The organism is Acidocella sp. KAb 2-4, assembly GCF_020567705.1.
Taxonomy (GTDB): domain Bacteria; phylum Pseudomonadota; class Alphaproteobacteria; order Acetobacterales; family Acetobacteraceae; genus Acidocella.
In genome coordinates, this window is sequence record NZ_JAJDJU010000006.1 from 122911 (window position 1) to 136701 (window position 13791).

Below are 13791 nucleotides of genomic sequence, written 5' to 3' on the forward strand. Positions count from 1 at the left end.
CGATGACGATATCTTTTTCACGCCGGCAGATTCTGTCGGCGGGGGCGGCTACGGGGGCGCTTGGCTTTTTGCCGCCGGCAACCTCGTTCGCGGCGCCGGCCCGCCATCTGCGCGCGGTTAAACGCGCGATCGAGGTGAACGGCAAAGCCGCTTCCATGTATGCGATCGAGGGCGATGACGGCCTCGACGGGGCCAGGCTGGCGCCGGGTGAGCGCTTTGCGTTTTCTTTGCAAAATAGCTGTGGCACGCCGACGATCATCCACTGGCATGGGCAGACGCCGCCCGTCGCTCAGGATGGCGTGACCGCCACCGGCTATGAGCAGCCCATCGCCTCTGGCGCGGCCGCCGCGTATGATTATGCGCCACGCCCCGGCACACATTGGATGCATTCGCATTTCGGCCTGCAAGAGCAGCAGCTCATGGCCGCGCCATTGATCGTGCATACGGCGGAGGATCTGCGCGCCGATACCCAGGAGGTGACGCTGCTGCTGCATGATTTCACCTTCAAGGATCCGGCGGAGATACTGTCCAGCCTTACCACGGCGAGCGCCCCAGGCGGCATGGGAATGATGGGCGGCATGTCGATGGGCAACGGCCCGGACCTCAATGACGTCGATTTCGACGCCTATCTCGCCAATGGGCGCACGCTGGATGATCCGCAGATCGTGCAGGTCGAACGCGGTGGGCAGATGCGCTTGCGGCTGATCAATGGGGCCACCGCCACCGCCTTCTGGATCGACACGGGCGGGGTGCCCACAAAGCTGCTCGCCGTGGATGGCGATGCGGTGCAACCGCTCGACATCTCCGCGCCGATGCCCGTGGCGCAGGGCCAGCGTTTGGACTTACTCTTGGCGCTGCCCGCTGGCGAAGGCGCCTATCCGGTCCTCGCGCAGCGCGAAGGCGATGTTGCGCGCACGGGCCTGATTCTCGCCACGCCAGCCGCCAAAATTCTCAAACTGAGCCTGCAGGCCGACAGGCCGGCGGGGGCGTGCGGTGTCTCACTGGAAGCCTATTTGCAGGCGCAGGCGCCACTCGGCAACCGACCCATCGACCGTGTGCATCGGGTGGTGCTGGCCGGCAGCATGGCGGCGTATGATTGGACGATTAACGGCAAAACCTGGAAAAATCACGATCCCTTGCTGGTAAAGCAAGGTGAGCGCGTGGCTCTTGATATCTTCAACCACAGCATGATGGCGCATCCGATGCATCTGCACGGCCATCATTTCCAGGTTCTCGCCATCAATGGGCATCCGCTCTCGGGCGCCATGCGCGATACCGTATTGGTGCCGCCCATGGCCCTGATGCGCATCGCGTTCGATGCCAACAATCCGGGGCGCTGGCTGTTCCACTGCCATAATCTCTACCACATGGCGGCCGGCATGATGACGGAGCTGCGCTATGTTTGAAATGAGGCCGGCTAAATCATTAGCAAAAGCAAGGAGCGATTTCATGAAAGCGACGTTTCGCAAGATCACCGCCGCCACCTTGGCATTGGCGGCCACGGCGACGGCGGCGTTGGCCGATTCATCCACCTCCCCCGCCGCCGTGACCGGGCCGGGTAATTTTTCGGGCCCCGGCTGGGGCGGTTACGGTCCGGGCCCGTGGATGATGGGCGGCTGGGGCGGCGGCCCCATGATGGGATATGGCGGTTATGGCGGAGGCGGTTGGATCATGATGATTTTCGGTTTGATTATTGTCGTCGCGCTTCTGGTGTTCCTGTTCCGCGCATCGACATGGACGGCGCACCCGCCACACCAGCCAATGCCGCATAACCGGACGAACTCGACGGGGCTGCATGCGCTCGATGAGCGTTATGCCCGCGGCGAGATCAACCGTGAGGAGTATCTGCAGAAGAAGCGTGATATCCTCGAAGGATAGGATATAACACCCGGCTGCCGCCCGGCCTGGGCGGCAGCGCCACGGCGATAATCAGGAGACCGTCATATGAGCGCGTCGCTCGAGCTTCATTCCGAGATCACCTGCCCTCACTGTGGCCACCGCAAGACTGAGGTGATGCCGACCAACGCTTGTCAATTTTTCTACGAATGCGAAGGCTGCGGCACGCTGCTTCGTCCAAAGCCTGGAGATTGCTGTGTGTTCTGCTCCTACGGATCAGTCCCCTGCCCGCCACTCCAGCTTGAGCGCCAAGGCCAAGGCAAGGGTTGCTGTCACGATTAGCCGCGGAGCTTCCGGATACCGAACCCATTTCATGATGGATTTGTATGAATCTGACATGAAAATTAGAGCGGTTCAAACCTCATTGACCGCCACCGGGGCGCAAAATTTCGGGGCTATCCAGCGCTCGTCCCCTGAGGCTGTCGTTCAGCCCGGTCGGATCTCGCGTGCAACATCGCGGCTGCTGAGATAAAACATGCATACGCAGAGAGAAGGAGATGCGCCCATGACCTATCATTTTTCGGTCACCATACCGATGCCCTTTGAAGAGGCTTTGGAACAAACCAAAGCTGTATTGAAGCAACATGGCTTTGGTGTGCTCACGACCATCGACGTACAAAAGACGATGAAAGAAAAACTCGGTGTCGAGTTCAGACCGTACTTCATTCTTGGGGCGTGCAATCCGCAAATGGCCTATAAGGCGCTGCAGGCCGAGGATAAAATCGGCACAATGCTGCCCTGTAACGTCATCATACAGGACCGCGGACGCGGCATGGTCGAGATATCGGCGGTTGATCCGGTCGCCTCGATGAAGGCCATTGAAAATCCAGCCCTTGCTGAGGTTGCGCAAAACGTGAGAGGACAGTTGAAAGCGGTGATCGCCGACATGGCCGCCATCGCGAGGACTTGATCTTCGTGAGGCCGCTCGGCTTGCGTCACCGCGGGTTTGACGGCGATCAAGGTCAAACCTCATGTCTTGTGATGTGATGGCCAACATGTTCAAGCATCGCCTCCTCTCCATTCGGCTCAGCACTGTCATGGCGGCTACGCTCTTTGCAGGGGTGGCCGCGGCTCAACCTTCGCCGGGCTTGGGGATACGGCATGGGTGGCGGCATGATGAGTGGGACCATGATGAGTGGGGCCATGGGGAATTACCCCGTCACGCCCGGCTGGGGCGGTAAGGTTCTCGACTATGCCGACGCCCTCAACTACATCAAATACGGCCAAACACATGGTACGGTGGATGCCCAGACCAATAGCGTTACCTTTGCGGGCAGCAATGTGATTATTCATCTTGTTGCAGTGCAGCCAGGGTATCAGGACCAGACATTCGAGTTGCATGGCCTTGCCAACCCCACGATCATCGTACCACATGGCGCCACGGTGCAGCTAAATCTGCTCAACATGGATTACGGCAACAACATGGAGCATACGGCGGTGATCACCACAACGCCGCCGCCTTACCCATATATGTCGATGATGTATCTCGGCCCGCCCCAGGTACCGCCCATGCCGGAACTGCCTTGGCGCAATGGCAATGACGCGAAAACCGCGCAATATGCCGCGCTTGGCGAGAGCTTTATTGCCAGCGCGCCAGGGGCGTATTGGTATGTCTGCCCTGCCCCGCAGCATGCCGAGGAAGGCATGTACGGTAAGTTCATCGTGCGTTGAGCGGCTCTGCCCTATAGCCGGCCCTGAATTGGTGCGGTTAAGCGGCCTCGTCGATCAGCGGATCGAGCGGGCAGTGCCTGAGGAGAGCCTCGCGGTCGCGCACGGATATTTTGGAGCCGAGAACGGTGATCGCATCGGCCTCAAGAGCCGCGAACGCTCTTGAGAGGCTCTCCCGGGTCATTCCGAGTTGCGCGGCGATCGTTCCTTTATCGCAGGGCAGCGCGAATTCGCTTCCCTCCTTTCTCGCATCGAGGCTCAGCAAGTAGGCGGCTAATCTTTGCGTGGTCGTGCGCAGCTTGAGATTCTTCACCTGCCGCGTCATCCGCCGGAATTGCCGTGTCAGGCAAAAAATCACCTTGAGGGCGGCCTCGGGATTGGCCACGACCAGCTGCCGCAATGCCTCCGCGGGTATGAGCAGAAGCCGGCACTCCGTTGCAGCCTGCGCACGCAGCAAATAGGGCCCATCCTCCAGCACCGCCGCCGGAAGCAAAAGATCGGGCGACGTCACGGTTTCGACCAGCATTCTGGGCCGCCCCGGCGTGACGCCCGACAGATGCACAACGCCTTCTAGCACCGCGGCCTGCGCATTAGGCATTTCCCCTTGCTCAAAAATGATGGTGCTCCGGGGGACACGCATCGTTATGGCATGGCGCGCCAAACGATGGCGCGCGGCCGCATCAAGGCCCGCAAACGGCGCGAACCCCGCAATCAAAGCCTCCACACCGTCCGCCGCCCGATCTCCGTCTGCTCCGGACGCGCTCCCTTCGTGCCGGCTCCCAGGTTTCTGGTGAGGCGCGCGGCGCAAGCCGGCCACAATTGATGTTTCAGGCTTGCCTGCTATTTCGCGGTCGATTGTCACGCGCAGTCCCGTCCTTCGTCATATGATGCCAGAAGCGTCGGCCAAATCTTATATATCTCAATGCCTTGCAAAATTATACCGCGTCGACGCCGGGTTAAGGCGATCAAGATATCAGATCTAGATCAATCATATATTTGACCTTGATCAAATACGTGGTGGCACGCTTGCGGTAAGACGGCTGCCGGAACGCAGCGCTGACTGAGAGCTAGGTAAATGAGCCATTTCCTCGATCGGTTGACCTTTTTCCGCCGCAAGCCGGAACCATTCGCCAACGGCCATGGCATAACCACCACGGAGGACCGGGGATGGGAGGAAGCCTATCGCGCACGCTGGCAGCACGATAAGATCGTCCGCTCGACGCATGGCGTGAACTGCACGGGCTCATGCTCGTGGAAGATCTATGTCAAGGGCGGCATCGTCACCTGGGAAACGCAGCAGACGGACTACCCGCGGACGCGGCCGGACATGCCGAACCATGAGCCGCGCGGCTGCCAGCGGGGGGCGAGTTATTCCTGGTATCTGTACAGCGGCAACCGGCTCAAGCACCCGATGGTGCGCGGCCGCCTGATCCGCGCCTGGCGCGCCGCGCGCAAAACGCTGGCGCCGGTTGCCGCCTGGGCCTCGATCATGGAGGATGAGGCGACGCGGCGCGCCATTCATAAGGTGCGGGGCAAAGGCGGTTTTGTGCGCGTGCCCTGGGATGAGGCGAATGAGATCATCGCGTCGGCCAACGCCTATACAATCCGCAAATACGGGCCTGACCGGGTTTTCGGGTTCTCGCCCATTCCAGCCATGTCGATGGTCTCTTACGCCTCGGGCTCACGCTATCTCTCGCTACTCGGCGGGGTCAGCCTGAGCTTCTATGACTGGTATTGCGATCTGCCCCCCGCCTCGCCGCAGACATGGGGCGAGCAGACCGATGTGCCGGAAAGCGCAGACTGGTTCAATTCCAGCTACATCATCGTCTGGGGGTCCAACGTTCCGCAGACGCGCACGCCCGATGCGCATTTCTTCACCGAATCGCGCTATCGCGGCACGCGCAGCATCGTTGTCTCGCCTGACTATAGTGAAGCCGCGAAATTCGCCGATCTGTGGCTGCACCCGAAACAGGGGACGGATGCCGCGCTCGGCCTGGCGCTGGGGCATGTGGTTCTGCGGGAGTTCCATGTGGATAACCCGGATCCATATTTCACTGATTATTGCCGCCGCTATTCCGACATGCCGTTTCTGGTGCGGCTGGTGAAACAGGGGGATCATTATTACATCCCCGACCGGCTGCTGCGCGCCTGCGACATCGCCGGCGGGCTCGGCGAGACCAACAACCCGGAATGGAAGACGTTGGCATTCGACGAAGCCTCGGGCCGGATTGTCGCGCCGCATGGCACGCTTGGGTTCCGCTGGGGCGAAGGCGGGCGCTGGAATCTGGAGGAGAAAGCGGGGGATGGCAGCAGCGTGCGGCTGGCGCTCTCGGTGGCTGGCACGGCGGACGGAGTCGAGGAGGTGGCCTTCCCCTATTTCGGCGGCAAGGGGCACGCGCATGTCGCCGGCACCGAGCATCCCGAGATTTTGCCCCGCCGCCTGCCGGTCCGTCGTCTGGCCGGGGCGGAAGGCGAGATCGTGGTGGCCACGGTGTTCGACCTGCTCGCGGCGAATTATGGGGTTGATCGCGGCTTTGGCGGCGCCAATGTCGCCAGCAGCTACGATGACGATGTACCCTATACGCCTGCCTGGCAGGAGCGCATCACCGGCGTGCCGCGCGACCATGTCATCGAGGTGGCGCGCGGCTTCGCGGCCAACGCGGCGAAGACGCACGGGAAGTCCATGGTCATTCTGGGTGCCGGGCTGAACCATTGGTACCATATGGACATGAGCTACCGGGCGATCATCAATCTCCTGGTGCTGTGCGGCTGCGTCGGCCAATCCGGTGGCGGCTGGTCGCATTATGTGGGGCAGGAGAAGCTGCGCCCGCAAACCGGCTGGCTGCCGCTCGCCTTCGCGCTGGATTGGACGCGTCCACCGCGGCAGATGAACGGTACCTCGTTCTTTTACACCCACACAGATCAATGGCGTTACGAGACGCTGGAGGTGGGCGAGTTGCTGTCTCCGACCGCGCCCGAGGGCGACTGGTCTGGCGCGATGATCGACTATAATCTGCGCGCGGAACGTTTGGGCTGGCTGCCGAGCGCGCCGCAGTTGCGGGCCAACCCGCTCGATCTCGCCGCGGCGGCCGAGGCCGCCGGGCAAGCGCCGGCTGATTATATCGCGGACCGGCTGGTCGTGGGCGAATTGGAATTCGCGAGCCAGGACCCCGACCACCCGGATAATTGGCCACGCAATCTGTTCGTCTGGCGCTCCAACCTACTCGGCGCCTCGGGCAAGGGGCATGAGTATTTTCTCAAGCATCTGCTGGGCACCGCGCATGGCGTTCAGGGCAAGGATTTAGGCGCCAGCGGCCAGGGCGCGAAACCGAGTGATGTCGTCTGGCACGAGGCGGCGCCGGAAGGAAAACTGGACCTTCTGGTGACGCTGGACTTCCGCATGTCCACCACGGCGCTTCATTCCGATATCGTATTGCCGACCGCGACCTGGTATGAAAAAAACGATTTGAATACCTCGGACATGCACCCATTCATCCATCCGCTCTCGGCGGCGGTGGACCCGGCCTGGGAGGCGCGCAGCGACTGGGTGATCTACAAGGAGTTGGCCAAGACGTTCAGCCGTATCGCCCCGGAGGTGCTGGGGCGCGAGCGCGACGTCGTGCTGACACCGATGATGCATGACGCGCCAGGCGAGCTGGCGCAGCCGCTGGGTGTGCGGGATTGGACGCGCGGCGAAGGCAGGCCAGTGCCCGGCCTCACCATGCCGCAGGTTTCCGTGGTGGAGCGCGATTACGCGAATGTCTATACGGCGTTCACCTCGCTAGGGCCGTTGCTGGACAAGCACGGCAATGGCGGCAAGGGGCTTACCTGGAACACCAGCGCGGAAATCGAGCTGCTGGGCAAGCTCAACGGGACCGTGCGCGAAGGTCCGGCAAGCGGGCGGCCGCGGATCGACAGCGATATCGACGCCGCCGAGACGATCATGTCGCTGGCGCCCGAGACCAATGGCGAGGTCGCCGTGAAGGCTTGGCAAGCGCTCGGCCAGCAGACGGGCCGCAAGCACGCGCATCTCGCTAGCGCCCGCGAGGATGAGAAGATCCGCTACCGTGACATCCAGGCCCAACCGCGCAAGATCATTTCTTCGCCGACCTGGTCGGGGGTGGAAAGCGAGCATGTGAGCTATAATGCTGGCTATACCAATGTGCATGAGCTGATCCCCTGGCGGACTTTGACGGGCCGCCAGCAGCTTTATCAGGATCATCTCTGGATGCGCGCCTTTGGCGAGGGCTTGTGTGTCTGGCGGCCGCCGATCGACACACGCAGCGTGACGCCGATGATCGAAGCCCGCAAGGCTGGCGGCGGCAAGGATGTGGTGCTGAACTTCATCACCCCGCACCAGAAATGGGGCATCCACAGCACCTATACCGACAATCTCATCATGCTCACGCTCAACCGTGGCGGCCCGGTTGTGTGGATCAGCGAGACCGACGCGAAAACCGCCGGTATCGTCGATAATGACTGGATCGAGGCGTATAACGCCAATGGCGCGCTGGTGGCGCGCGCGGTGGTCTCCCAACGTGTGCCGCAGGGTATGACGATGATGTACCACGCGCAGGACAAGACGGTGAACACGCCCGGCTCCCGGCTCACGGGCCAGCGTGGCGGCATCCATAATTCGGTGACCCGCACCGTGCTGAAGCCGACCCACATGATCGGCGGTTATGGGCAGCTGGCCTATGGCTTCAACTATTACGGCACGGTCGGCTCAAACCGCGACGAGTTCGTAATCATCCGCAAGCTGGACCAGGTGGACTGGCTCGACCATCCGGCCGCTGCCCTGGCGCAGGAGGCCGTGTGATGAAAATCCGTGCCCAGGTTGCCATGGTTCTCAACCTCGACAAATGCATCGGCTGCCATACCTGCTCGGTTACGTGCAAGAATGTATGGACCTCGCGCGAAGGTGTCGAATACGCTTGGTTCAATAATGTGGAGACCAAGCCCGGCGTGGGTTTTCCGCGGGAATGGGAGAACCAGAAACGCTGGAACGGCGGCTGGCGGCGGCTGAAGGATGGCACGATCCAGCCGCGCATCGGCGCCAAATGGCGCGTTCTGGCCAATATCTTCGCCAACCCGGACCTGCCGGAAATCGACGATTACTACGAGCCATTCACCTTCGACTACGAGCATCTCTATTCCGCGCCGGAGATGGAAGCGACGCCAACCGCCCGGCCGCGCTCGCTGATCAGCGGCGAGCGGATCGAAAAGATCGAGCGTGGGCCGAACTGGGAGGAGATTCTCGGCGGCGAATTCGAGAAACGCAGCGCCGATTATAATTTCGACGGAGTACAGAAGGAAATTTACGGGCAGTTCGAAAACACCTTCATGATGTACCTGCCGCGTCTGTGCGAGCATTGCCTCAATCCCGCATGCGTTGCCGCCTGCCCGTCGGGGGCGATCTATAAGCGCGATGAGGATGGCATCGTGCTGATCGACCAGGATAAATGCCGCGGCTGGCGCATGTGTATTTCCGGCTGCCCGTACAAAAAGATCTACTATAACTGGAAATCCGGAAAATCGGAGAAATGCATCTTCTGTTATCCACGGATCGAGGCGGGCGAGCCGACCGTATGTTCGGAGACCTGCGTCGGGCGCATCCGCAATCTTGGCGTTGTTCTGTATGACGCCGACCGTATCGAGGACGCGGCCAGCGCGCCGGAGGAGAAAGACCTCTATGCCAGCCAGCTTTCGATCTTCCTCGATCCGCATGACCCCGAGGTGATCCGGCAGGCGCTCGTTGACGGCGTGCCGGAGGATTGGCTGGTGGCCGCGCGGCGCTCGCCCGTGTGGAAGCTGGCGATGGAGTGGAAGATCGCCTTCCCGCTGCACCCCGAGTACCGGACCTTGCCGATGGTCTGGTATGTGCCCCCCTTATCGCCGATCACGGCGGCATCCAATGCCGGCAAGATCGCGGAACGCGACGGCATGCCGGATGTGCGCAGCTTGCGGATACCGCTGCGTTATCTCGCCAATCTGTTGACCGCCGGTGACGAAGCGCCGATCGCGCAGGCGCTGGAGCGGATGCTGGCGATGCGCGCCTATATGCGGGCGAAGACGGTGGATGGCGTCGTCGATGCGCGGATCCCCGCGCGCGTTGGCCTCAGCACCGCGCAGATCGAGGATATGTACCAGCTGATGGCGATCGCGAATTACGAGGACCGCTTCGTGATTCCCTCGACCCATCGCGAGGCGGGCGAAAATGCGTTCGACCTGCGCGGCGGCTGCGGCTTCAGTTTCGGGCATGGGTGCGCGGGCGGTGAAGCGCGGCCCAATCTGTTCGGGTCACCGAGCCACCGCCCGGTGCCGATCTCGCCTGATCGGCCTTGAGGGGAGGCGTCATGCGCATTTTCAAACTACTCAGCCTGCTCCTTGGCTATCCTGACGAAGCCGTGCAACAGGCCGCGCCCGAGATCGCCGCGCTGGTGCGGGACGAGCCAGCCTTGCCGCGTGAAACCGCCGCGCGGCTGGCCGCCCTGGCAACGCGCATCGCCACCGATGGTTTGCTGGACACGCAGGAAGCCTATGTCGCGCTCTTCGACCAAACACGATCGCTGTCATTGTATCTGTTCGAGCACGTGCATGGCGAATCCCGCGACCGCGGCCAAGCCATGGTGGATCTGCGGACGCTCTATGAGGCGAACGGCCTGGAGATGGAACCGGGTGAACTACCCGATTATTTGCCGCTATTCCTCGAATTCCTGGGCATGACGGCGGTTGCCGAAGCCCGCGACCTGCTCGCCGATATTCGGCCGATTGCCGAAAGCCTCGCCCAGCGCCTGGCCAAGCGCCGCAGCGACTATGCCGCGGTGCTCGATGCGGTGCTCGCCCTGGCCCCGGTGGCGGTGCGCACGGCGGGTTCCGTGGCGCCCGAAGATGAGCTTGCCGGCCACGACCATGTCTGGGCGGAGGAGCCCGTGCGCTTCACCGCCGCCCCTGCTGGAGAGAGCCCATGAGCATCTGGATCAACACCGCGCTGTTTGGCGTCTATCCTTATGTCTGCCTCACCGTGCTGTTGCTGGGCAGCCTGATTCGTTTCGACCATGGCGCCTATACCTGGAAGAGCGATTCCTCTCAGTTGCTTCGCCATGGCCGTCTGCGGCTTGGGTCCAACCTGTTCCATTACGGCGTGCTGATCGTCATCATGGGCCATTTCGTTGGTTTCCTGATCCCTGATTTTCTGATCAGCTGGCTGATCAGCCCCGCCCAGCACGAATTGCTGGCGATGGGGGTGGGCGGCCTGGCCGGTATCATCGCCATCATCGGGCTGTCGATCCTGATTCACCGGCGCCTGACCGATCCGCGCATCCGCCAAAACAGCCGCGCCTGGGATATCGCCATCGTGGTCATGCTGTGGTGCCAACTGGCGCTTGGCCTACTTACGGTCCCGGTCTCGGCCATGCACATGAACGGCGCGCTGTTTGAGCAGTTGGTGACCTATGTGAAGGGCGTTGTCACCTTCCGCCCGGATATTGCCCAGTTCCTAACCGGCACGCCGCTGATCTTTCGCGTGCATATCTTGCTCGGTTTCACCATTTTCCTGGTGTCTCCGTTTACCCGGATGATCCATATCTGGAGCGCGCCAGTCTGGTATCTCGGCCGCCGCGGCTATCAGATCGTGCGGACCCGCCGCCTTGCCCGGGCGAGCCTGCCGGAGCGCCAGCCATGAGCGCGGCCCTCTCCGAGACGGATATCGCCGCCGAGGCGCAGCACCACCCCGCCCCGAACCGGGAGGAGGCTTGGCGCCGGGCGACGTTGGCGCTGCGGTTGCGCAACGCCTTGCTGGACGAAGCCCGGCGTCTCGGCATCGCGCCACAGCACGGCGACGGCGCTGTGCGCGAGCTCGAGGATGAAAGCCTGATCAGCCAACTGCTCGAACGCCATGTGCATGTTCCCGATATTTCCGAGGCGGCATGCCGCGCGGAATATGACGATTCGCCCGGCCGCTTCCGCAGCCCCGCCTTGTTCGAGGCGGCGCATATCCTGATCGCCGCAGACATGGCGGTGGCGCCGCAGCGCGAGGCGGCGCGCGAGGAAGCGCGGCGCCTCGCCGCAATGCTGCGCGAGCGGCCCGGCCAGTTCGCCGCGCTCGCGCGCGAGCACTCGGCCTGCCCCACCGGCGCCGAGGGCGGTGTGCTCGGCCAGGTCACGACGCGTGATGTAACGCCCGAGATCGCCACCATGCTGCAAGCGATGACACCGGGCACGATCTGCCCCGTGCCCGTGCCCACGCGGCATGGCTACCACATTCTCCGGCTCGACCAGCGCGATGACGGGCGGGACCTGCCCTATGAGGCTGTGCGCGAAACGATCCGGGACCGCTTGCGCCGACGCGCCTGGGCGAAAGCCGCGCACGCCTATGCCGCCACGCTCATCAACGACCAGAATTCCGTGCCGAATCAGCAGGAGAGCGCGTCTTGACAGAAACCCCTTCCTCAGCCGCCAATGAGCCAGCACTGCGCGGCAGCCCCAGCCAAGCACTGAACGGCGCCACCATCGGGTTCTTCATCGGCTTCGGCGCTGTTTCGCTGTTCGGGCCGACGGCGCACAGCTTCGTCAAGGTTATGAGCCTGTCGCCCGAGCAGGTGGGGTTCCTTGTGGCCATCCCCATGCTCACCGGCTCGCTGCTGCGCATTCCGTTCGGCGCCTGGGTGGATACCACCGGCGGCAAGCTGCCGTTTTTGATTTTATTGATCTTGTCCGTCCTTGGCATCGGCGGGCTCTATTACATGCTGCTGACGCTCTACCCGGATCACCTGGATCAGAGCCATTATCCGTGGCTGCTTTTGTTCGGCGCGCTGGGCGGGTGCGGCATCGCGACCTTCTCGGTCGGGATCGGACAGGTTTCATACTGGTTTCCCAAACAGCAGCAGGGATGGGCGCTCGCCGCCTATGCCGGGTTCGGCAACACATCGCCCGGGCTGGTGGCCCTGGCCATGCCGCTGATGATCACGTTCATCGGGCTGTGGGGGGCGTATCTGGTGTCTCTGGCCATCGTCGTGGTCGGCATCGGGCTCTATCTGCGCCTTGGCCATAACGCCCCCTATTTTCAGCTCAGCCATTCCGGCATACCGCGCGCCGAGCGTTGCGCGCGGGCTGAACGCGCCGGACAAGAACTGTTCCCGCAAGCCAGTGCCCTGCACACATTGATGGAAGCGGCGGCGGAATGGCGGACCTGGTTGCTGGTGGTGCTCTATTTCACAACATTCGGTGGCTTCCTGGCCCTGACCGCCTGGTTCCCGACCTATTGGCAGAGTTTTTTCCAGACCTCGCATTGGGTCGCCGTGATCCTGACCGCGACCTTCTCCTTGCTCTCTTCGCTCATCCGCGTGCCGGGCGGCCGCTGGGCGGACCGTTTTGGTGGCGAGCTGGTCGCGGTGATATCGCTGACAATCTTGCTGGCGGGAGCGCTGCTCATGACCTTCTCGGGCGGCTTCCTGATGTCGGTGATCGGTGAATTGCTGGTCGGCGCCGGGATGGGCGTGAACAATGCGGCGGTGTTCCGCATGGTGCCCAATTATGTGCCGCATGCAGTCGGCGGCGCGGCGGGGCTGGTCGGCGGCCTGGGGGCGCTGGGCGGTTTTGCCGTGCCGCCGCTGCTGGGGTATTTTGTCGGGATGATGGGCGCCGGCGGCTATGCGCGCGGCTTCGTGGTCTATATTGGTCTCGCCGTGCTCAGCCTTATTCTCACGGGCATTCTTCGCCTGGCGCTGCGCCGGCCAGGGTTACCGGAGATGCTGCCCGTGCGCGAGGCCGGAAGATAAGCGCAACTCGCGGGTTGGAGCCGGTAGGGCAAACCGCCCTACTCGGCCTCCGCCTCTTCGAAGTGGTCCAGGTCAACCCGCTTGATCTTGACCCGGAGGAAGGGCGCGGTCAGTACCGGGTGGAACTGCGGGGCGACCTTGCCGCCTTCATGCATCTGCCGGATGACGGAACTGACTCCGGGCGCAAAAAAGCAAAAGCCCGTGCTGTTGGGGGCACGGGCTTGCTTTGTTCCGGAAGTACGGATTCGTTGGTTGCGGGGGCACGAGGCCAACTTGATTTGCTACTGTCCGGATAGCCATTGAGCTAGCCTTGCCAATTGCAGGATAGTTCAACCTCAAGGAGGTTCCACAAATTGTTGCCTCCTTATTAAGCCAAGCATCTCGAACACCTTCGGGGCTTGTCATCAGATTCACTGAGCGCCGTTATCTTTATCCTATCCCAATCCTA

Annotated in this window: 12 protein-coding genes; 11 read left to right on the plus strand and 1 reads right to left on the minus strand. The window is 62.4% G+C overall.

Annotated elements, in window-relative coordinates; all coding sequences use genetic code 11:
• Positions 1–2 precede the first annotated feature (2 nt).
• The 5 genes from LI953_RS06385 (at position 3) to LI953_RS06400 (ending at position 3567) form a co-directional block, all read left to right on the plus strand.
• On the plus strand, positions 3–1406 hold the full coding sequence (locus LI953_RS06385) for a multicopper oxidase family protein (protein WP_227075208.1): 1404 nt from the start codon (positions 3–5) through the stop codon (positions 1404–1406).
• A complete protein-coding gene (locus LI953_RS06390) occupies positions 1399–1878 on the plus strand; it encodes an SHOCT domain-containing protein (protein WP_227075209.1) in 480 nt (159 codons plus the stop codon). Before LI953_RS06385 ends, LI953_RS06390 begins: the two co-directional genes overlap by 8 nt.
• A gap of 66 nt (positions 1879–1944) precedes the next feature.
• Positions 1945–2178 (plus strand): GDCCVxC domain-containing (seleno)protein, encoded by a 234-nt coding sequence (locus LI953_RS15530; RefSeq protein WP_304505184.1) that lies wholly within the window; start codon positions 1945–1947, stop codon positions 2176–2178.
• Between the two features lie 223 nt (positions 2179–2401).
• Positions 2402–2806, plus strand: coding sequence for a DUF302 domain-containing protein (locus LI953_RS06395; protein WP_227075210.1), 405 nt, complete (start codon positions 2402–2404; stop codon positions 2804–2806).
• 233 nt (positions 2807–3039) lie between these two features.
• On the plus strand, positions 3040–3567 hold the full coding sequence (locus LI953_RS06400) for a hypothetical protein (RefSeq protein ID WP_227075211.1): 528 nt from the start codon (positions 3040–3042) through the stop codon (positions 3565–3567).
• Between the two features lie 37 nt (positions 3568–3604).
• On the opposite strand, the gene LI953_RS06405 is transcribed toward LI953_RS06400, so the two are convergent.
• Positions 3605–4426, minus strand: a complete 822-nt coding sequence (locus tag LI953_RS06405; protein ID WP_227075212.1) for a helix-turn-helix domain-containing protein — start codon at positions 4424–4426, stop codon at positions 3605–3607.
• Between the two features lie 213 nt (positions 4427–4639).
• Here LI953_RS06405 and LI953_RS06410 point away from each other — a divergent pair, with 213 nt between their 5' ends.
• Genes LI953_RS06410 through LI953_RS06435 form a run of 6 tightly spaced genes read left to right on the plus strand, consistent with a single transcriptional unit; the run spans position 4640 to position 13343 of the window.
• Positions 4640–8383: a nitrate reductase subunit alpha gene (locus tag LI953_RS06410; protein WP_227075213.1), complete on the plus strand. Its 3744-nt coding sequence runs from the start codon at positions 4640–4642 to the stop codon at positions 8381–8383.
• Entirely contained in the window at positions 8383–9909 is a 1527-nt protein-coding gene (narH, locus tag LI953_RS06415; protein WP_227075214.1) for a nitrate reductase subunit beta, read from the plus strand. The genes LI953_RS06410 and narH overlap by 1 nt, the downstream gene beginning before the upstream one ends.
• An 11-nt stretch (positions 9910–9920) precedes the next feature.
• On the plus strand, positions 9921–10535 hold the full coding sequence (gene narJ, locus LI953_RS06420) for a nitrate reductase molybdenum cofactor assembly chaperone (protein ID WP_227075215.1): 615 nt from the start codon (positions 9921–9923) through the stop codon (positions 10533–10535).
• Complete coding sequence (gene narI, locus LI953_RS06425) at positions 10532–11248, plus strand: respiratory nitrate reductase subunit gamma (protein ID WP_227075216.1); 717 nt, start codon at positions 10532–10534, stop codon at positions 11246–11248. Before narJ ends, narI begins: the two co-directional genes overlap by 4 nt.
• Complete coding sequence (locus LI953_RS06430; protein WP_227075217.1) at positions 11245–12000, plus strand: peptidylprolyl isomerase; 756 nt, start codon at positions 11245–11247, stop codon at positions 11998–12000. Before narI ends, LI953_RS06430 begins: the two co-directional genes overlap by 4 nt.
• Positions 11997–13343 carry a nitrate/nitrite transporter gene (locus LI953_RS06435; RefSeq protein WP_227075218.1) on the plus strand — a complete coding sequence of 449 codons (1347 nt, stop codon included), beginning with the start codon at positions 11997–11999 and terminating at the stop codon, positions 13341–13343. Before LI953_RS06430 ends, LI953_RS06435 begins: the two co-directional genes overlap by 4 nt.
• The last annotated feature ends 448 nt before the right edge of the window (positions 13344–13791 follow it).